Source organism: Pseudomyxococcus flavus (assembly GCF_050038885.1).
Classification (GTDB): Bacteria; Myxococcota; Myxococcia; order Myxococcales; family Myxococcaceae; genus Myxococcus; species Myxococcus flavus.
Window position 1 is genome coordinate 7,159,124 of the sequence record NZ_CP143624.1, and the last position, 19,783, is coordinate 7,178,906.

Here is a 19,783-nt window from a genome sequence, read left to right on the forward strand (position 1 = left end):
TTGTGCCTGCAACGTCCGGGCAAGAGACGTCCACGGCCGCCAAGACGGGCAGCGAGCCGCCCGTCCGCGAAGATGTGCAGGGAGAATCCTCGGCGCACACCGATGCGTCTCCCCACGCTCTCGATGCGAGCACCTCCGTGCCGTCGGCCCAGCGCGCAGAGCCCGGGGTGCTGACCGCGTCCACCAGCGAGCCCACCGTTTCCTCTGCGGCCGAGGCGGATGCCTCACCGAATGAGGCCTCTCCGTCCACGCACGAATCGACGTCGGTCCCGACGAGTGAACACGCTGCTGCGCAAGGCGAGTCGAGCGCCGATGCGGGAAGCGCGCTCGTGGAGACTTCGAGCGAACCGGCAGCACCGGTCACGACCACCACTGTCGCGGTTGTCGAGGCAAGTGATGCCGTTGCGGCCCACGCTGTCGCGGAGGCGCCAGCTGAGGGTAGCCCTGCTGTCGAAGTGGGGAATGCGGTGGCATCCTCTGCCACTTCGCTTCTGGCGGAGGCACCGGTTGATGTCAGCCCTGTTGCCGAAATGGGGCATGCGGAAGCGCTCGCTGTGTCTTCGCAGCCGGGCGAGGCCGATTCGATCGCCGAGCAGCCTTCGACCCTCGGTGAGTCTTCGGCGACCGAGGCGCCGTCAGTCGATGCGGTACCCGCCACCAGCGCGTCCTCAAACGCCTCAGGCCAGCCGACTCCACAGGAGTCATCTGGCGCCAGCGCGCCCATCGATGTGGCCCCAGCTTCCGATGCAGGGGCAGACATCGCGGTTCATACCGTTGGCGCGACACACATCGACGAAGCGCCTCCGGAGTCCGTTGCCGCGCATGGCGCCGAGACGCCCACCGCTGAAGCAGTGTCCGGGCCAGCCACGTCAGCGGTGGGCGACGCCCTGGAGGCGCCCGAGGAACTTGTGCGTTCCCAGGGGGCCGAAGGTGCCACGGTAACGTTGGCGCTGTCGGACGACGCGGCGCAGGGGGCAGTGACGGCCCTGGCGACGGCCGATGCGACCGAAGGCCTCGACGCGGCGACTGCATCAACAGTGCAGGAGGGCACAGCGGTCCAGACGCCAGCTCAGTCATCGACCGTTACCGCCGAGGCCGGATCGATCGCGGCGGCCTCTCCAACGCAGGCCGGAGTGTCGCTGGATGCGAAGGAGACCGAGGCGTCTCCGGGTGAACGGGGCGATACGCCCGCGACGTCGTCGCTGGCTGGGGCTGAAGCATCGACAGAGGTCCAGGCGCCCGTCGCTGCCCCAGTGCCTGCCGATGTCACTGCGCCCACCGACGCGGGGGCGGTGAGTGCCTCTTCCGAACATGCCGACGCCCGGAGTCCGGAGCAGGTGGCGGCAAGCGCCCCGGCATCCGGCGGGGAAACACCGTCTGGCGGAGCCGTAATACCGTCTCTGGAAGCTGCTTCCACACCAGAGATGGACGGCGCGGTCGCGAGCGCACGCGACGCAGTCACCGAGGCCGCCGCGCCTGCTCCAGCCAGCGCAGTCCATGCGGAGGTCGAAGTCACCCAGCCATTCGGTAAGCGGCTGGAGAGCACGGACCTCGAGGAAGGGGAGGGCGCGCTGCCCGCGAAGGAGGCGGCGGCGCCCACGGGTGAACGGGGCGACGCGCCACAGGTCTCCGAGCTCACGGAGACGGCCACGCAAGCACTGCTCGAGCCTCGTGGCTTCGTCGTGGCGGAACACGGCGAGTTGCTCACCACGCCCGTCGCGCCGGCCATCGTCCACGACATCCCCGCGAGCGCGGAGACCCTCGCGGCCGGCGAGTCGACCGACCTCACCCCGCACGCGGCCACGCCACGTGCTCCCATCGAGCTCGATGAGCTGCCCGGTGCGTCGGACGAGCCGATGCAGCTCGCATCGACGTGGGAGTTCGTCGGGTGGCAGGGGAACGATGACTCGGGAACCATCGGCCATGCGTCGGACACGACCTGGGCGGACCGCGTGGTGGACCTGGAAGGCCCAGCCGTCACTCCCCCGGCCACCGAGCTCCCCCTGGCCTCCGCCTGGGACTTCATCCAGCAGCCGTGGCAGCCCCAGCCCCAGGAGCCCGCGGAAGCCGTCACCGCGCTCCTGTCCGCGGCGGCCAGTGCGGCGACGGACGTTCCCGCCGGAGGCCCCCCCGTGACAGCGGAGCAGGTCCTGACGGCGCTCGATGCCGTGAGCACCCAGGGGACGCTCGGCAAGGTGGTGCTGGCGTACTGCGCGGGGCGCTTCCAGCGAGCCTTCCTCCTCGGCGAGAGCCTGGGGCTGGCTCGGGTGGGGCACGCCTGGGGGCCTGGCAGTGACAGCGAGGCGGTCGCCGGGCTGAAGGTCGACCTCGAAGCGCCCTCGCTGCTCCAGGCGGCAACGGCGTCAACGGGCCCCAGCATCTTCAGCGTGCCGGAGTGCGCCCAGGACGAAGCCATCTTCGCCGCGCTGGGCGGCGCCAGCGCTTCGCAACTCGCGGTCGTCACCATCCGGAACCAGGGGCAAGCGGTGGCGTTCATCGTCGCGGACCCTGGCGCGGAGCCACTCGCCGGCCCCGCGCTGGACGAGCTCGCCCGCATTGCCCAGAAGGCCTCGGAGGCCTTCGCCCGGCTCCCCACGTCCCGGCGCGGCTGACGCGGGGCAGGGTGGAAAGCAGAAGGGCTCCGGAGCGCGCGGCTCCGGAGCCCTTTTCACGTCATGCGCCTCGCGCCGGGCTCAGCTGCAGCCGCTGGTCGCACCGCAGTTGCTGCATTTGTAGCAGGCGCCGCTGCGCACCATGATGGCGCCGCAGGTGTGGCACGGCGGAGCGTCCGCCTGATTGAGCCACGTGGACCGCTTCGACTGCGACGAGGGGAGCTGCAGCGCGCCCGTATCGGAGGGCAGGGCCTCGCGCTGGGGCTGGACGTCCAGCCGGTCCAGCACCGCGTCCTCCTCCTCGCGCGGCATGAACTTCAGCTCCAGCCAGCGGAAGATGTAGTCGGTGATGGACTTGGCGATGGGGATGTCCGGGTTGCCGGTGAAGCCGCTGGGCTCGAAGCGGGTGTGGCTGAGCTTGTCGATCAGGACCTTCAGGGGCACGCCGTACTGGAGCGCCAGGGACACGCTGGTGGCGAAGCTGTCCATCAACCCGCTCACCACCGAGCCTTCCTTCGCCATGACGATGAAGAGCTCACCCGGCAGGCCGTCCTCGTACATGCCCACCGTCAGGTAGCCCTCGTGGCCGCCGATGGAGAACTTGTGCGTGATGGAGCGGCGCTCATCCGGCAGCCGCCGGCGAACGGCGCGCGGCTCCGGCTTGACGGCGGGGGCGGGCTCGGCCGCCACCGTGGCCTTGGCCGAACGGGTGTCCTTCACCTGCTCCTTGGACGTGTTGAGCGGCTGCGTCCGCTTGCAGCCGTCGCGGTACACGGCAATCGCCTTGAGCCCGCGCTTCCAGGCCTCCAGGTACGCCTTCTCGATGTCCTCCACCGTGGCGTCCGACGGCATGTTCACCGTCTTGGAGATGGCGCCGGAGAGGAAGGGCTGGCAGGCCTCCATCATCTGGATGTGGCCCATCCAGTGGATGCTGCGCTGGCCCTGGGCCGGCTTGAAGGCGCAGTCGAACACCGGCAGGTGCTCGGGCTTGAGGTGCGGCGCGCCCTCGATGGTGTCCTGCTTGTCCAGGTAGCTGATGATGTCCTGGGCCTGCGTCTGCGGGTAGCCCAGCTTCTCCAGCGCGAGCGGCACCGTCTGGTTGACGATCTTCAGCATGCCGCCGCCCACCAGCTTCTTGTACTTGATGAGCGCGATGTCGGGCTCGATGCCGGTGGTGTCGCAGTCCATCATGAAGCCGATGGTCCCCGTGGGGGCCAGCACCGTCACCTGGCTGTTGCGGAAGCCATGTGACTCCCCCAGCGCGAGCGCGCGGTCCCACGCGTCCTTCTGCGCGGCGAACAGCGCCTGGCTCACGCCCTCCGGCGCGATGTTGTAGGCAGCCTTGCGGTGCTTGCGGATGACGCCCAGCATGGGCTCCGCGTTCTTCGCGTAGCCGGCGAAGGGGCCCTGCTTCTCCGCCATGCGTGCGCTCATCGCGTACGCCTCGCCGCACATCAGCGATGTAATCGCCGCCGCGTAGTTGCGGCCCGCGGGCGAGTCATACGGCAGGCCCGTGGCCATCAGCAGCGCGCCCAGGTTGGCGTAGCCCAGGCCCAGGGGCCGGTAGTCGTGGCTGTTCTTCTGGATGCGCTCGGTGGGGTAGCGCGAGTTGCCGACGATGATCTCCTGCGCCATCAGCATGATGTCGACCGCGTGGCGGAACGCCGTCACGTCGAAGTCGCCGTCGATGGTGCGGAAGTGCATCAGGTTCAGGGACGCCAGGTTGCAGGCCGAGTCGTCCAGGAACATGTACTCCGAGCACGGATTGGACGCGTTGATGCGCGCTGTGCCCGAGCACGTGTGCCAGTTGTTCACCGTGGTGTCGAACTGCATGCCCGGGTCGCCACACAGGTGCGCCGCCTCGGCGATCTCCCGGAACAGCTCCCGGGCCTTGTAGGTGTCCAGCGGCAGGCCCTCGCGCACCGTGCGCGTCGTCCACGGGCCGTCGTCCACCACCGCCTTCATGAAGTCGTCGGTGACGCGAACCGAGTTGTTCGAGTTCTGGAAGAAGACCGAGGAGTACGCCTCGCCGTTGAAGGACGGGTCATACCCGGCCTCGATGAGCGCCCACGCCTTCTTCTCCTCGCTCGACTTGCAGCGGATGAACTCGAGGATGTCCGGGTGGTCGGCGTTGAGGATGACCATCTTCGCCGCGCGGCGCGTCTTGCCGCCGCTCTTGATGACACCGGCGAAGGCGTCGAAGCCGCGCATGAACGACACTGGACCGGACGCGGTGCCGCCACCGGCCAGCAGCTCCTTGCTGCCGCGGATGGTGGACAGGTTGCTGCCCGTGCCGCTGCCGTACTTGAAGAGCATTCCCTCCGTGCGCGCCAGCGTGAGGATGGACTCCATGCTGTCCTCCACGCTGTTGATGAAACAGGCGGAGCACTGCGGCTGGGTCTCCACGCCCACGTTGAACCACACGGGGGAGTTGAACGACGCCTTCTGCCGCAGCAGCAGGTGCGTCAGCTCCGCGTGGAAGGCCTCGCGGTCCGCGTCGCGGGTGAAGTAGCCGCCTTCCACACCCCAGCGGGTGAGGGTGTCCACCACGCGGGCGACGAGCTTGCGCACGCTCGACTCGCGCTCGGGAGTCCCGGGCGTGCCCCGGAAATACTTCGACGCGACGACGTTCGTCGCCAGCATCGACCAGGACTTCGGCACCTCGATGTGCTTCTGTTCGAAGACGGCCTTGCCATCCTCGCCCGTGATGCTGGCGCTGCGATATTCCCAGGCCAACTCGTCCGCGGGGTCCACGCCCGGCGTCGTGAAGAAGCGCTCCACCGTCAGGCCCGTGGCCGCCGCGCGCGCCTTCCGCGCCGTGCGCCGCTCCTTCCCGTTCACCGTGGACTTCGAGCTCAGCTCTTTATCCATGTCGCCACCCTCCGCGAATTCACTACGAGTTCGGATGCAAAATTTGCAAAACGCTAACGTCGCGAGATCCCGATGGATCCGAGGAGCCCTCCGCGGTGAGCCGCGGCTGATCTCGGAGCTGGATTCGCGACGTCAGCGCAGGGGCGCGCCCGGCCCCTCGTTCGATTTCTGGGAGATGCCCGCCAGACTGCCGGACGGGGCCATGGATAGACCCCTGTAGCACCTCCGTCAAAGAAACTGCTGATACAACAAATGGTACTAAGCAAGTTCATACCCACCATGAATTGTGTACACCTGGGAGGTGGGTGAGATGGGCCTGCCTGCTCGCCCAGCCGCTACAACGTGGATCAGGGACGCCCGATCTAGAGCCCTCGGCTGGCCATGGCAACACATGCTTTGCAGTGCCTGCGTCCAGATGGCGAGCCATGTATCGTCACTCCAAGGCAAGCAAGCGTGATCACTGGGAGACGTTTGCTGTGAGTCTGTGCATGTCTCATGCGTGCGCCAAGTGATCCGACCTGGAGTGGGCGGTGGATCAGCGTCGGCCGCGGTCCGCTGGTGAACGAGGGCGTCGATTTTGGCCAGAGGCCGCGTTAGGAGGCGGACATGGCTCCTCCATTCCAGCGCCACGTCTTCGTCTGCACCAACCGCCGCCCGGATGGGCACCCCAAGGGGTGCTGCGCCACCAAGGGCGCGGAGGAAGTGCGCGCCGCCTTCAAGGCGGAGCTCGACAAGCGCGGCCTCAAGGGACGCATGCGCGCCAACGCCGCGGGCTGTCTCGACACGTGCGCCTTCGGTGTCGCCGTCGTCGTCTATCCCGAGGGCACCTGGTACGGCGGCGTGAAGGTGGAGGACGTGAAGGACATCGTCGAGCAGCACCTCATCGAAGGCCGCCCCGTGGAGCGGCTGCTGATGCCCTTCTCGCGCAAGGCCCAGCAGCCCGGCTAAGCCGCGCTACCCGCGATTAACCCGAAAAAATCGACGCATGGCTCTCTCTTCGCGAACCCGCAGAGGAGCCGCGCGGGCAGCATCAGGATTGGTCCGGAGCCGTCGCGCTCCGAGGCTGGGACTGGTGTGCGCCCGTCGCCGCGAGGAGTGCACGCATGCGTCGCAGTTGGTGGGCCTCGGGCCTGATTGCCACCGCCTTGAGCGTGGCTGGCTGTGATTCCGAAGTGACGACGTTCCATGGCGCGGATCCGGCATCGGTCCAGACGTCGGCGCTGGCCGCGGAGTGGGCCGTGGGCGTTTCGTACAGCGTGGGGACGCGCGTCACCTACCAGGGGCGGCTCTACGAGTGCCGGCAACCGCACACGTCCCAGGCGGACTGGACGCCGACCGCGGTGCCCGCGCTGTGGCTGGATCTGGGGCCGGCGGGCGGTGACATCGACGCGGGCACGGGTGGCAACGACGGCGGGACGGGGGGAGACGTCACCGCGCCGACGGTCGGCTTGAATGCCAGTGCCTCGCGCATCACCGCAGCGGGCCCGCTGACGCTGACCGCCACGGCGACGGACGACGTGGGCGTGGCGCGGGTGGAGATCCTGGAGAACGGCACCGTCGTCGCCAGTGGGACGCAGTTCAGCCGCGCCTTCACCGGCTGGGAGCAGAACGGCACGTACGTCTACGCGGTGCGCGCCTACGACGCCGCGGGCAACGTGGGGACCACCACGCTCACCGTCGTCGTGGAGATTCCGGGCGGGCCTCCGCCGGGAGGCAAGCGCATCGTCGGCTACTTCACCGCGTGGGGCATCTACGCGCGCAACTACCACGTGTCCAACGTGCAGCCGTCGAAGCTGACGCACATCAACTACGCCTTCTCCAACATCTCCGCGGATGGGCGCTGCATCCTGGGCGATCCGTTCGCGGACATCGACAAGAGCGGCGGATGGCAGGGCGAGTGGAACCCTGGCCAGCTGCGCGGCAACTTCCGGGCGTTCAAGGAGCTGAAGCGGACGAACCCGCACCTGAAGCTGCTCATCTCCGTGGGCGGCTGGTCCTGGTCCACGCACTTCTCCACCGTGGCCTCCACCGCGGCCTCGCGCGCGGCCTTCGTGAAGTCCTGCGTGGACCTCTACATCCGCGGCCAGTACCCCGGCGTGGACCCGGTCAACGGCGAGGGCGTCTTCGACGGCATCGACATCGACTGGGAGTACCCCGTGGGCGGCGGCCTGCCTGGCAACAGCAACAGCCCCGCGGACAAGCAGAACTACACGTTGCTGATGCAGGAGTTCCGCAGCCAGCTCAACGCCGTCACCGCGCAGACGGGCAAGCCGTACCTGCTGACCATCGCCACGGGCGCCTCGCCGGACCTGCTGGAGAACAAGCAGGAGACGAAGAAGCTGTCCGACGTGCTCGATTGGATCAACGTGATGTCCTACGACTACCACGGGGCCTTCGAGAGCACGACGAACTTCCACTCGGCGCTCAACCGCGTCACGGGAGACCCGGGCGCCGCCGTGGGCTTCTATACCGATGGCTCGGTGTCGAAGATGCTGGCGCTGGGGGTGCCGCCCTCGAAGATTGTCGTCGGCGTGCCCTTCTATGGCCGTGGCTGGGGCGGCGTGGCCAATGTGAACAATGGCTTGTTCCAGAGCGGCGTCCCCACTCGGGGCACCTGGGATGACGGCTCGTCGGGCCTGACGGGCGTGTTCGACTTCAAGGACATCAAGGCCAACTACGAGCGCGCCGGTTCCGGTTACACGAAGTTCTTCCACCCGGAGGCGAAGCAGGCCTACGTGTACAGCCCGGCCACGGGCATCTGGATTGGTTACGACGACGCGCAGAGCATGAGCGCCAAGGCGGACTACATCCTGAGCAAGGGCCTGGGCGGCGCGATGTTCTGGGAGCTGAGCGGGGATGATGGCTCGCTCCTGGATACGCTGGCACAGAAGCTGCGCTGAGCGGAGTGGAGCGTGCACTGCCTGACGTGCTGACAGGCATTGCGCGCGTGTTGTGAAGCCATACGCCGGGGGACTTCTGTTCCCCGGCGTCATGGCGATAGGGTTTGCAGCATGTCCTTCGCGGCTGCTGTCCTGCTGGTGGCGCTCTCCAGCTCTTCCGTGGCCGCGGCGCCGTGGACCGCCGTGGTGCGGGTGACGTCGGAGGAGGACGGCGCGCTGCTGGCCCGGGTGAGAGGGCAGAGCAGCGACCTGGCCGTGCGGCTCGAACCGTCACCGGGAATGCCATGGTCGGGGACGCCTGCCGAGCAGTGGCGCGCGGCGGAGCAGCTGGCCGCGCGACATCAGGCCCGCGCCGTCCTCTGGTTCGTGCGCGAGGGGCACGAGGTGCGCGTCCTGGTGGCGGAGCTCCAGGGCCGGCACCTGTTCACACGGGCTGCCGGGCTGGGGGAGACGCCGGGCTCGCTGGAGTGGTCCGCGGGGGCGGAGGCGCTGGCGCTCGCGGCCCGCTCCGCGTTGCGCGCGGTGGAGGCGGGGGCGCCGCTTGGCGAGGTGGTGGAGACCGTTCCGTCGCATGGGGACGTGCCTGGGGGCGCATCGGAGCAGACCGTCACGGCCATGCTCCACCGGCCGAACGCGGGCCCGTCCGTACCGGAGCCTTCCGCGCGCGCGGAGCGCCCGATGCGGCGATGGTGGCTCTCGGTCGGGGGGCATGCCGCGTTGGATGGATACACCCGAGCCGGGCATCAAGGGCTGTCCCTGGGCGCGGGCGGGCAGCCGGGACGGGCGCGGCTGCGCGCGCAGCTCCTGGCCGGATGGCCGTCACGGCTTCGCGATGCACGCACCGAGGTGACCTTGGGGCAGTACGCGGCGTCACTGTGGGCGGGGCTGCCCTGGGCGCTGGCGGAACGTCTCGACGTTGAAGCCGGGCTCGGGCTGGGCGTGGTGGGCTTCCGACGTCACACGGCGGCGCTGGCCCCAGAGGTGAAGGCCGCACCGCCTGGAACGATGCTGGCCATGCTCCTCGGGTCGGAGCTCCGCGCCCGGTGGCGGCTGGCGGCTCGCGTGGGTGTGGAGGCGAGCGTGTCCGCCGAGGTCCTCCTGGGCCGGCCCGAGCTGCGGTACGCCGTTGACGGAAACTTCGTGTCGCGTGGTGATGGCTGGGCCGTTCGCCCCCGGCTGGGCCTGGCGCTGGTGGTTTTTCCGTGAGCGGGGATGACCCGATTGGACGGTGGGCGTCCTCCATGCCGTCAATGAGGAGCTCGGGCTCACAGGCGGCGGACAGGCCTCGTTCGGCGGAGGACCCTCGCATCCAGGCGGCCATCCAGGGCGAGCGCGAGGCGACGGGGGCGCTGCTGCTGGAGTTGCTGCCCCGGGTGCGGAACCTCGTGCGCTATCTGGTGCGTGGGGACGCGGACGTGGAGGACATCGCCCAGGAGGCGCTCATCGCACTGGTGCGAGGACTCCCCTCGTTCCGTGCCGAAGGCCGCTTCGAGGCCTGGGCGGACCGGGTGGTGGCGCGGACCACGTTCGCGTGGCTGAAGCGCTCACGGGGGCGGGAGGCGCAGCACGCGGATGAGCCGGTGGAGCTCGTCGCGGTTCCTTCCGAGGACGCGCTCCCCGACGAGTATGTTCATCGCCGGCACATGGTGACACTCCTGGACCGGCTATCGAACGAGCAGCGGCATGCGCTGGTGTTGCATCACGTGTTGGAGTTGAGCGTGCCGGAGATTTCGTCGGAGCTGGGCATCCCCTTCGAGACGGTGCGCAGCCGTCTCCGCTTGGGGCGGACCGCGCTGCGCTCGTTGGCCACGGCGGAGGATGGCGGAGGGGAGGCGCGGGGATGAGTGACTTCAGGGAAGAGGGGGATGAAGCCCTGAACGCGCTGCTCCGGCCTCTCGACGAAGCAGCGGGACCTGCCCGGCGCATCTCCCGGGAGAAGTCGACGGCGATGGTCCTCGCGGCACTGGATGCAAGCGCACTGACGGCGCAGCCGCTGCGGCGGCCCCGTGCCAAGCGGCCACCGGTCTGGCTGATGACGGGCGTGTTGCTGGCAGCGGGCGCGGCGGCCGCGGCGGTCTGGACCTTCACGCGCCCCGGCCGCGTATCGGGCACCCAGGCGTCCATGGCGGTCGAGCGCGCCGACGAATCGAAGCGGCAGGCGGCGCAGCACATGGCTGGAGCCGCCAGCACGACCATGGAGGGGCACGGCACCCTCGAGACCACCGAGGTGTCCGCATCGCAGGGAGCAGCGTCATCGCCCGGATTGCAGACGCCTGCCGAGTCAGTCGCCGCTGAGGGGGCTGTGCCGCCGCCCGGGTTGCAGAAAACCGCCGAGCCATCCTCCGTGCAGGGAACAGTGCCGTCGCCCGACTTACAGAAGAGCGCCGATTCAGTCTCCGCGCAGGGGGCCGCGCCATTGACTGTGTCGGAGAAGTCCGCCGACGCGCACGGCGCGCTGGAGTCAGCGCCGTCGCTCACGTCGAAGGTGGGCGCAGAGGCCGCCGGCGACAGGGGGGAAGGGAAGGGAACGGCCCGAGCCCACCAGCAGCCCACCAGCACCGCGAGGCCGCCCGTCGCGCGCGCCGTGGAGGACCAGCAGCCCACCAGTGCTGCGAGGCCGCTCGTCGCGCGCGCCGCGGAGGACCTGCTGCTCAAGGCCAATGCGCTCCGCTCGGAGGGGCGGTGGAAGGACGCTGAGTCGCTCTACCTGCGCGTCATCCGCACCCATCCGTCATCCCTCGCGGCGTACGTGGCGCGGGTCGCGTCGGGTTCACTCCGCCTGGAGCACCTGGGCGATGCACGCGGCGCCCTTCACCAGTTCAAGGCGGCGCTCCGCCTCCATCCTCGCGGGGTACTCGACCAGGAGGCGCAGCACGGCATCGCCGAAGCGCACCGCGCGCTGGGGAACCGTGAGGCCGAGCGCAGCGCGCTGGAGGACTTCCTCTCCCGCCACCCGGAGTCGCCGCTCGGGCCCTCGGCGCGTGCGCGGGTCCAGGAGTTGACCGCGCCATGAGTCGGCCAGGGTGCGTGGCGTTGGCGCTGGCCATGTCGCTGGGCGGCTGCACGCGCGGAGACCTGGTGGCCACCGTCGATACTCCGGATGGGGGCGGGGTGGGCTCCTCGGTGGACGCGGGGACGTCGGACGGCGGTGAGCCGCCCGACGACTGGGAGGCGTACTGCGCCGGGCGGGGACCTGCCATCTTCGTGGGGGAGCACGTGTGCAGCGGGCGTCTGGCCGAGCAGACCTTCCGACACGCGCTGTGCACCTGTGAGGGACTGGCCCTGGGCGCCTCCTTCGACACGGACGCCTTTCGCGGCTCGGTAGGGACGTACCAGCCCGGAGGCCCAGGCGGCGACGTCGGGGTGAATGGCGCGCTGTCGGCCAACGACGCGGTGTCGGTGGGGGGCTCCCTGAGTGTCGGAGGTTCTGGAGGCGTCCAGCTCGGGCGCTCATTCCAGGTGGGCGCATCGCTGCATAGCAGCGGCCCGCTGACGGGGAATCCCTCCTCGGCGTTCGTGGCGGGTGATGCACGGGTGCGAGGTGACGTTGCGTGGCCATCGCTCCAGGTGGGAGGCGTGCTGACGGTGCCGGAAGGCTTCTCGCTGGGCCCAGCCCAGGCCGCGGAGGTCCGTCGCGAGCCCGTGGACGCCGTCACGCCGTGCGCCTGCGACGAAGCCTCACAGGTGGATGTGTCCGGCATCATCGCCCGGCACGCGCGCGACAATGACAACGCCGCCATCGGGCTCGATGCCGCGGCGCTGGAGGGAATCGAAGGGGCGCGTGAGCTGGTGCTGCCCTGCGGTCGCTTCCACCTGACGCGCATCACCGGGACGGGACGCGCGAGAATCTCCATTCGCGCCAGGACGGCGCTCTTCATCGAGGACATCGTGGACCTGGGCGAGGGGCTCACCGTGGACGTCCAGGAGCCTGGAGAGCTGGACCTGTTCCTCGGTGGTGCCGTGGCGGTGGCGGGGCCGCTCACGATCGGCTCCACGGCCACGCCTTCGCGCGTCCGGGTGTACGTCGCCGGTTCGAGCGTACTGGCTTTCTCCGCGGGCAGTACCTTCGCGGGCAACCTCTACGCACCGCGTGGTGTCCTCAGCCTGAGCGGCGAGGCAGAGGTCTTCGGCTCCCTGTTCGTTCGCCACGTCGAAGCGTCCGGCCCGCTCCGCCTCCACTACGACGCCGACATCCGGGAGGCCGGCGCCAGCTGCACGGACGGCTGACTTTCGCCTGCCGTCACGACCCAGCTCGAGTGGGGCACACGCGCCGCGTCGGGGTGCTCGCTTTGCTGGGCACGGAGCGGAAGCGGATTCCACACGCATGCGGCCTGTGAGGGCCTCGGCTGGGACCATGTCCACAGCAGAATCCAGGCTGCTCCCGCCGGGCGACTGGTGTGGGACGCACCGCACCCCAGCTTTGCGCCGGCATTCGCGAAGGGGGAGGCTGCACATGAGGCGGGATGTGATGTCCGGCGTGGCCGGGTTGCTGCTCGGGTCCATGCTGGTCGGCTGCGGTGGAGGGACGGCTGGGGACGAAGAGCACGAGGGCGAGGGGCGCGCGGTGATGAAGTCGCCGGCTCATACGGAGGCCGGGCTCGAGGCGCACGACGTGGCGTACGTGCCTGCCGCGTTGGCGCGCGTCGGGCCGGCGGTGGCCTACGGAGACGGCAAGTACTTCGCGGTGTGGACGGACGTACGGACCGGCGGCATCTACGGCACCCGGGTGAAGCAGGACGGCACGGTGGTGGACCCGGAAGGCATTCGCATCAACATCAGCGACGAGCCCGGCAGCCAGCCCGCCATTGCCTTCAACGGCACGCACTTCTTCGTCGTCTGGCAGACCGACGTTGGCGTCGATGGCGTGCGCGTGAAGCCCGACGGCACCGTGGTCGGCCCGGTGTTCCGCGTCATCCAGACCGACGAGTCGTTCGGACCGGTGCGGGTCTCCTGCTCTCCGAAGGTCTGCCTGGTGACCTTCACCATCTCGGGTGATGCCGAGACGGTCATCTTCTTCACCCGGGTGACGAAGAACGGCGTCGTGCTCAGGGAGGCCGACAGGTCGCTCAGCGCCGGGTTCAACTTCGCCCGTGACGCCTCGTCGGCGTGGAACAACAGCAAGAAGGAGTTCCTGGTCGTCTGGTCCGACGAGCAGGGCATGGGCCCCGAGAACGCGGACATCTTCGGCAATCGCGTGACGGAGGACGGCGTCGTCCTGGACGGCGTCGGCTTCCCCATCTCCACGGCCGAGGGTATGCAGGCCATGCCGGATGTGGAGTGGAGCGGCAAACGCTACCAGGTCGTCTGGTCGGACGACCGGGACGGGGCCGCGGACATCTACGGTGCTCGCGTGCGCTCCAATGGCACGGTCGATGACCCTGACGGCATCCCCATCTCCACGGCCGTTGGCGTGCAGTCGGAGCCGCGCCTCGCCCACCACAACTCGAAGTCCCTGGTCGTCTGGGATGACACCCGCACCGGGGCGCACCGCATCTGGGGCGCGCGCTGGGGTGAGAACGGCGAGGTGTGGGACCCCGCCGGCGTCCCCATCTCCGGCGGAGACCAGGCGGAGGAGTACCTGCCGGACGTCGCCTACGGGGGCAACAAGTTCTTCACGGCCTACGCGGGCTGGTCCTCGGTGGCGCTCTTCGAACCGCCGCACTTCATCCTGGGCACGCGGGTGACGCACCAGTTGGAGGTGAAGGACGATCCCGCCCTGGTGCTCACGTTGGAGCCGGCGCTGGAGCCGTGAGCCACCGGCGTGGCTGACCCAGGCTCCGGGCGGCCCGGCACGCGGACAGCCCTTCGCTGTCCGCGTGCGTGCTCAGGGGATGCGCTCCCAGGCATCCTGCCAGTTCAGCCCCGTCCCTGGCGCGTAGTGCAGCGCGGAGCCCTTGCACCAGCCGGAGTAGGGGAAGGGCTTGCAGCGGTAGCGCAGGCCGTCGGTGCCCTGTACCACCGTGCCCGCCGTGTAGCCCTCGATGCCCGCGGGGTAGATGGGATCGCCACTGCCGCCGGGCGGAGGCTTCGTGATGTCGAGCTGGAAGGTGTAGCCGGTGTCTCGCGCGTAGACGCGGTTGGCCGTGGCGTTCTGCACCGGATTGACGCGGCCCTCGGCGTCGAGCACGCCCACCTGCACGCGGCTGGACGCGGCGTTCACCCGCTGCGCGAGCGCGTGAATCCACTGCGCCGCGGGCGTGGCGGTGGCCAGCGGGTGGACGTGGGATTCGGCGTCACCGCCCTGCGCGTCGAACACGCGCAGCGTCACCGAGCTCCCCGCGGGCAGGTCCTCGCGGGCCTGCACCTGGCCCAGCTCCTTCCAGGGCGAGGGCGGCGGCGGCGTGTCGCTGAACTTCACGTCGGTGCAGGCGTAGAACGCCTCCGGGCTGTCGGAGCGCTGCCAGATGACGTAGATGACGTGCGAGCCCGTCTTCCCTTGAGGGAACGGGCAGCTCAGCCGGTAGCGGTTGTTCTGCGCGGTGGCGTGGGTGATGGAGCAGAAGGGGTTGGCCTCCAGGTCCGACCACTTCAGCGGCAGCGCGGGGTTGTAGCCCTCGCGGGTGACGTAGAAGTGGAAGTAGCGGGTGGCGTGCACCGCCGTCGCATGGAAGACGAACTCGAAGCGGCCCTGCGAGTCCGGGGCGATGAGCGTGGACGGCCAGTCCGTGCGCGCGAGGTCCAGGCCGCGGTGGCTCTCGTTCGCCGCGCTGCACAGCTTCCCGTCCGGGATGATGTCGCGGTGCCGGTCATTGGCGTTGCCCTGACGCACGCCATTCCAGTCATACAGCGCCTGCGTGCCGCCCGCCTGGATGAGCGCCTTGCACGCGGCGGACTTCGGCGTCTCCGGCCCTTCCTTGAAGCAGCTGTAGACGCGGCTGAGGGGTACTTCCATGGAGCCATGCGCCAGCGCCACGCTGGCGGACAGCATGGAGACGACGGCGAGCGAGACGCCGACACACCGCTGCACTGCTGGGGTCATCCCTTCCTCCTGTGATGCGAGGAGGGAGGGCGCGCACCCGGAAATCGGGTCAACGGCCCCTGAAACGGCGAAGCGGCGGACGTGCCCGCGTTGGGGACACGCCGCCGCTCCGGAGCGCCAGGCCCGAGGGTTCCGCGCCTAGCGGCGCGAGCCCGTCAGCCGCAGCAGGGCGATGAAGAGGTTGATGAAGTCCAGGTACAGCGTGAGCGCGCCCACGATGCTCAGGGCGGCGATGCTGTTGTAGCCGGCGCCGGTGTGCATCTCGCGCAGCTTCTGGGTGTCATACGCCGTCAGGCCCGCGAAGACGACCACGGACGCGCAGGAGATGACGAAGCTCATCGCGTCGCTGCGCATGAACAGGTTGACCACGCTGGCTAGCACCACGCCCACCAGGCCCATGAAGAGGAAGGTGCCCCAGGCGCCCAGGTTCTTCTTGGTGACGGTGCCGTAGATGGCCATGGCGCCGTACACCGCCGCGGTGAGGAAGAACGCCTGGGCCAGGCTGCCCGCCGTGAAGATGAGGAGCAGCACCGACAGCGTCATGCCGGTGAGGGCGGAGTAGCCCAGGAAGAGCACCGCGGCGGCGGGGCCCGACAGCCGGGGCGCCATGAAGGACAGCGCGAAGACGGCGCCGAGCTGCGCCACGATGAACGCCAGGCGCCATTCGAGCACCGCGTTGAGCAGCGCCGCGTTGCTGACCGTCAGCAGCGCCGTCGCGCCGGTGACGAGCAGGCCGACGAACATCCAGCCGTGGACGCGCGACATGAACGCGCGCTGAGACTCTTGAACGAGAATGGAGTCGGCAGCGCCGCTGCTGCTCGTCTGCCACCCCGAGGTTTCCCAGGCCATGAGGCCACTTCCTTTCGAGCCAGGAGCCTTCCCGGCAGCGCACTGCTTATAGCGCGTCCGGCCCGGGCGTGCGCGCAGCCCGGGCCCACGTGAAACCCCTTAAAAGGCCTTCCACGCCATCAAAAGCTTCGAAGCGACTTCCGAGGTGATGAGCGGCAGCACCCCGCCACCGCCGACGATGTTGACGATCTCCGACATCGACCCACGGCAGACGCCGCCCCAGGCCGGCTGCCTCGCCAGTCCCACGGAGGCGTAGGCGGAGTAGTCCACGAAGAACGAGGTCGGGAGCACCGTCCCGTTGGGCTCGCACAGCAGGTGCTCCTCGGGCGGAGAGTCCACCACCTCCTGCACCACGAAGCCGCCGCCCGCCATGTCCGCCGCCGTCCGCGCGCACAGCTCCGCCCACGTCAGGGGCGCGCCGTAGGCGCTCGTCACGCGCTCGGTGTAGGGGACGGTACCCGCCGACCGGCCCAGGAAGACGGCCCGGCCGCCGTAGTCCCACGCTCGTTTGAGGACGAAGCGCTCCGGCGACGCGGCGACCAGGGCCACCAGGTCCTCCACCCGCTCACCGTCAGGGCCCTGGGCCGGGCCGGGGCGGAACAGGCGCGTCCAGGGCACCGAGGCGCGCACGGCCTCCAGCTCCTCCGGGGCGAGGCCCGCTGCCTCCGCCAGCGCGGGCTCGACCAGGGCCTGGGACAGGCGGGCGAAGGTCAGCTTCACCTCCACCTGCGAGGCGGGCGGATTGAGGAACACCGCCTTCTTGCCAGGCACCGTGCTCAGGAAGTCCTCCACCCAGGGCGAGGGGGACTCCTCCAGTCGCCGCACGAAGAGGTGCCGGTACACCAGGTCGTACTTCTTTCCGTGGGCCACGAAGGCGTCGTCGCCGGACACCTCGTCCGGGTGGACCAGGTCGGCGTCGGCGCCGAACTCGCGGAAGCGCTCGCACAGCCAGCGCAGCTCCGTGATCTGCGCGTCGTTGCGGCGGCACAGCAGGGCCACCGTGTCCGGCATCTGACCGTTGCGCTCGGCGGCGTAGCCATCCAGCAGCGCCCGGTACAACGCCAGGGCGTTGCTGCCGTTGAGCGACAGCAGCGCGTGAAGCGACTTCTCGGGGTAGCGGAAGTAGCGGCCCACCACCTCGATGAAGGTCCGGGCCGCGATGTCGGAGTACCCCTGCATGGCGGGGATGGTGGCGTTGACCTCCAGCGCCCAGGGCTTTCCCCCGGCGACGAAGTAGTCCACGCGGGTGGTGGCCAGCCGGGTGGCCTGGCTCCAGGTGCGCTCGGCGAGCGTGCGCTCGAGCGGAGAGAGGGCGCCCAGCAGCTCCTCGGCCGCTGAGCCCTGGAGGAGGGCGCGCGCCACCTTCGCCGTGGCGGAGGACAGCCGGGCGGACAGCTCCGCGCGGCGGCGAATCTCCGCGGCGTCCAGCACCACGGGCGTGGCGGTGATGGGGATGGGACGGGTGGTGCCGTCCGGCCGCGTGACGGCCAGGCCTCGCTGGTAGGCGAGCCGTGCCAGGTCGGGCGCGATATGGCGCGCCTGGCTCCGCAGCACGTCGATGAACTCTTGCACGAAGTCGTGACCTCGATGGTACGCCCTGGCCTCTGCCGGGCGGCGCGCACCCTACGTCCGGAACGGTCCGCGGGTCCATGGCGGCGGTGCGTCCAACCCCCACCGGACGTCCGTCTTCCCACGGACTGGCATGACGGGCCGGGCCGGACGCGTGCCCTCCTGGCCAGGGGCCGGGGGCCCTTCGCCAGGACGCACGCCGTGCTTCGATGGGCGTGTTGTTATTGTGTTGCTTTTGCACCAGGGCGCGGGGCGTGAGACAGACCGACTTGCGCGAACGGTCTGTCTGGCTTACAAACGCAGACGCTGTTCAACCGGGAATGTCCTGACGTGAGCCGCTCCACCCACCGCCAGCCCGTGAGTCCCGTCCGGTCGCGCCGTATGGCGCTGCCGCTCGTGCTCCTGTGTGTGCTGGCGTACATGGGCAGCGTCCTGCACTTCGCCCTGGTCCAGCACGCCACGTGCCTGGAGCATGGTGAGGTGGTTCACGTGGGCGCGGACGGGGAGCACGGCAGCGCACACGTGGAGACCTCCTTCGACGACGTGCGACTTGCCTCCAAGACGACGGAGGCGGACTCCCACGGTGCCGACGCCCACTGTGTCCACGCCTTCTTCCGCCGGGAGGCCCCGCCTCCGCAGCAGGACGCGCCATCCCTCCAGGTGGCGCCCGCCCGCTCCGCGCCCGCGCTGGCGGTATTCCGCTTCCACGCGGAGCCCGTCGCCCGGCTGCACCTGGCTCCCAAGGCGTCTCCGCCTCGCGCGTGAGGCCCGGGAGTCAGCTCGCTCATCCGGCCTGTCGCGCCGTGTGAGTCCCTCCGTCCGCTAAAGCCAGACACGGCTCCGTCCGCCTCGTGCGGTCCGTGAGTCATTGCGGCTTCGCGGCCACGGCGGCTGGGTTGTCTCACCGCGCCTGTGTTTCGTGCTCCGTGCACGCCCCTTCCATTCCCACGCACCCGTGGCGGCCCCTCCATGTCCTGGCGGTGTCCGTTGCTGGCGCGCGGGCGTGGCACACCCGCAGTCCATTCCGTGGAGTAACACCATGAAGAAGAAGCTCCTTGCTGCGTTCCTGCTGTCCTCCGCCCTCGTGTCCGCGGGTTGCGGCGACGACGCCTCCGATGAGGAACATGGCGTCGATGCCGAGGCGTGCGAGCACCTCCAGGAGGGGCCGGCGTCCGCCGTCACCGCGACGCTGGGCACCGACGCGCCCCCGGCGATTCGCGCCGACCACCGCCGCTACGACGTCACCCTGGCGGACGGACCTGATGGCAAGCAGGGCTCCGTGTCCTTCGCCGCGAGCGAGGCCACCGACTTCATCTTCTACACCAACGCGGACGTGCCCTTCTCCATCACCGACGCGAGCGGCGCGTCGGTGGATATCGAGGAGAGCACGAGCAGCTCCGAGGACTGCGCGGACATCAAGGGGCGCCACGTGGTGCCCCTGACGGTGGGCACGTTCATCCTGACCTTCGGCCCCACGACCGCGTCGACGATCTCCGTCCTCGTCGAAGAGGCGGCGCACGACCACGACCACGACCACGAGCACTGACGCCGTTCCCGGGCCGCTGGCCCGTTCACCCGGGGGCCGGTGCCGAGGTGCCGGCCCCTCGTTCCCCGAAGCGAGAAGACCATGGGTTCCTTCCAGCAGTTCCTGACGGACAAGAACATCCCCTCCGAGAAGCTCCTCCGCCTGTCGCGGCAGCTCGAGTCCAATGGCTCCGAGGGCCGCACCCTGCTGAGGCAGCGCAGCGCCAGCCGCAGGGGCAAGGACACGCAGGGCAAGAGCTACGAGTCGCTGTCCATTGGCAAGCCGAGGAGCGGCCGGGGCATCAGCGCCCAGCAACTCCAGGCCGCGCTGGGAGACCGGCCGCTGCCGGCCCGCGTGCGCGGAAAGCTGGTGCGCGCCGTCAACGCGGTGCTGGGGAAGCAAGGAGGAAGCCCCGTGGACGCGCCCACGCTCTTCGGTGCCAGCCCCGTGCGCCGCGGCGCCGCGAAGAAGTCCTGAG

15 protein-coding genes are annotated in these 19,783 nt (G+C 69.7%); 11 read left to right on the top strand and 4 right to left on the bottom strand.

From position 1 onward, the window contains the following. The first annotated feature begins 1,424 nt into the window (after nt 1–1,424). Nucleotides 1,425–2,612 carry a hypothetical protein gene (locus VZL07_RS29740; protein ID WP_426757403.1) on the top strand — a complete coding sequence of 396 codons (1,188 nt, stop codon included), beginning with the start codon at nt 1,425–1,427 and terminating at the stop codon, nt 2,610–2,612. 81 nt (nt 2,613–2,693) lie between these two features. Here the strand turns inward: VZL07_RS29740 and VZL07_RS29745 are convergent, their stop codons facing one another. Then, nucleotides 2,694–5,483 carry a vitamin B12-dependent ribonucleotide reductase gene (locus VZL07_RS29745; protein WP_426751260.1) on the bottom strand — a complete coding sequence of 930 codons (2,790 nt, stop codon included), beginning with the start codon at nt 5,481–5,483 and terminating at the stop codon, nt 2,694–2,696. A 606-nt stretch (nt 5,484–6,089) separates the two neighbouring features. On the opposite strand from VZL07_RS29745, the gene VZL07_RS29750 reads away from it, so the two are divergent. From VZL07_RS29750 to VZL07_RS29780, 7 genes are all read left to right on the top strand, one after another. Next, nucleotides 6,090–6,431 (top strand): (2Fe-2S) ferredoxin domain-containing protein, encoded by a 342-nt coding sequence (locus tag VZL07_RS29750; protein ID WP_426751261.1) that lies wholly within the window; start codon nt 6,090–6,092, stop codon nt 6,429–6,431. A 155-nt stretch (nt 6,432–6,586) separates the two neighbouring features. Next, nucleotides 6,587–8,383 (top strand): glycosyl hydrolase family 18 protein, encoded by a 1,797-nt coding sequence (locus tag VZL07_RS29755; RefSeq protein ID WP_426751262.1) that lies wholly within the window; start codon nt 6,587–6,589, stop codon nt 8,381–8,383. A 111-nt stretch (nt 8,384–8,494) separates the two neighbouring features. Further along, entirely contained in the window at nt 8,495–9,589 is a 1,095-nt protein-coding gene (locus VZL07_RS29760) for a hypothetical protein (RefSeq protein ID WP_426751263.1), read from the top strand. Nucleotides 9,590–9,633: 44 nt separating this feature from the next. Then, the gene (locus VZL07_RS29765) at nt 9,634–10,227 is read left to right on the top strand and encodes an RNA polymerase sigma factor (RefSeq protein WP_426757404.1); all 594 of its coding nucleotides are present in this window, start codon (nt 9,634–9,636) and stop codon (nt 10,225–10,227) included. Continuing rightward, on the top strand, nt 10,224–11,396 hold the full coding sequence (locus VZL07_RS29770) for a tetratricopeptide repeat protein (RefSeq protein ID WP_426751264.1): 1,173 nt from the start codon (nt 10,224–10,226) through the stop codon (nt 11,394–11,396). The genes VZL07_RS29765 and VZL07_RS29770 overlap by 4 nt, the downstream gene beginning before the upstream one ends. Continuing rightward, a complete protein-coding gene (locus tag VZL07_RS29775) occupies nt 11,393–12,610 on the top strand; it encodes a DUF7305 domain-containing protein (RefSeq protein ID WP_426751265.1) in 1,218 nt (405 codons plus the stop codon). The genes VZL07_RS29770 and VZL07_RS29775 overlap by 4 nt, the downstream gene beginning before the upstream one ends. Nucleotides 12,611–12,836: 226 nt before the next feature. Then, the gene (locus VZL07_RS29780) at nt 12,837–14,135 is read left to right on the top strand and encodes a hypothetical protein (RefSeq protein ID WP_426751266.1); all 1,299 of its coding nucleotides are present in this window, start codon (nt 12,837–12,839) and stop codon (nt 14,133–14,135) included. Nucleotides 14,136–14,207: 72 nt separating this feature from the next. Here VZL07_RS29780 and VZL07_RS29785 read toward each other — a convergent pair whose 3' ends face one another. From VZL07_RS29785 to VZL07_RS29795, 3 genes are all read right to left on the bottom strand, one after another. Beyond that, on the bottom strand, nt 14,208–15,362 hold the full coding sequence (locus VZL07_RS29785; RefSeq protein WP_426751267.1) for a lytic polysaccharide monooxygenase: 1,155 nt from the start codon (nt 15,360–15,362) through the stop codon (nt 14,208–14,210). A gap of 138 nt (nt 15,363–15,500) precedes the next feature. Then, nucleotides 15,501–16,211 (bottom strand): Bax inhibitor-1/YccA family protein, encoded by a 711-nt coding sequence (locus VZL07_RS29790; RefSeq protein ID WP_426751268.1) that lies wholly within the window; start codon nt 16,209–16,211, stop codon nt 15,501–15,503. 99 nt (nt 16,212–16,310) lie between these two features. After that, nucleotides 16,311–17,783: a hypothetical protein gene (locus tag VZL07_RS29795; protein ID WP_426751269.1), complete on the bottom strand. Its 1,473-nt coding sequence runs from the start codon at nt 17,781–17,783 to the stop codon at nt 16,311–16,313. A 327-nt stretch (nt 17,784–18,110) separates the two neighbouring features. On the opposite strand from VZL07_RS29795, the gene VZL07_RS29800 reads away from it, so the two are divergent. The 3 genes from VZL07_RS29800 (at nt 18,111) to VZL07_RS29810 (ending at nt 19,782) form a co-directional block, all read left to right on the top strand. Next, complete coding sequence (locus VZL07_RS29800; protein WP_426751270.1) at nt 18,111–18,545, top strand: hypothetical protein; 435 nt, start codon at nt 18,111–18,113, stop codon at nt 18,543–18,545. Between the two features lie 274 nt (nt 18,546–18,819). Further along, nucleotides 18,820–19,326 carry a hypothetical protein gene (locus tag VZL07_RS29805; protein WP_426751271.1) on the top strand — a complete coding sequence of 169 codons (507 nt, stop codon included), beginning with the start codon at nt 18,820–18,822 and terminating at the stop codon, nt 19,324–19,326. A gap of 81 nt (nt 19,327–19,407) precedes the next feature. After that, nucleotides 19,408–19,782 carry a hypothetical protein gene (locus VZL07_RS29810; RefSeq protein WP_426751272.1) on the top strand — a complete coding sequence of 125 codons (375 nt, stop codon included), beginning with the start codon at nt 19,408–19,410 and terminating at the stop codon, nt 19,780–19,782. Nucleotide 19,783: the final 1 nt, after the last annotated feature.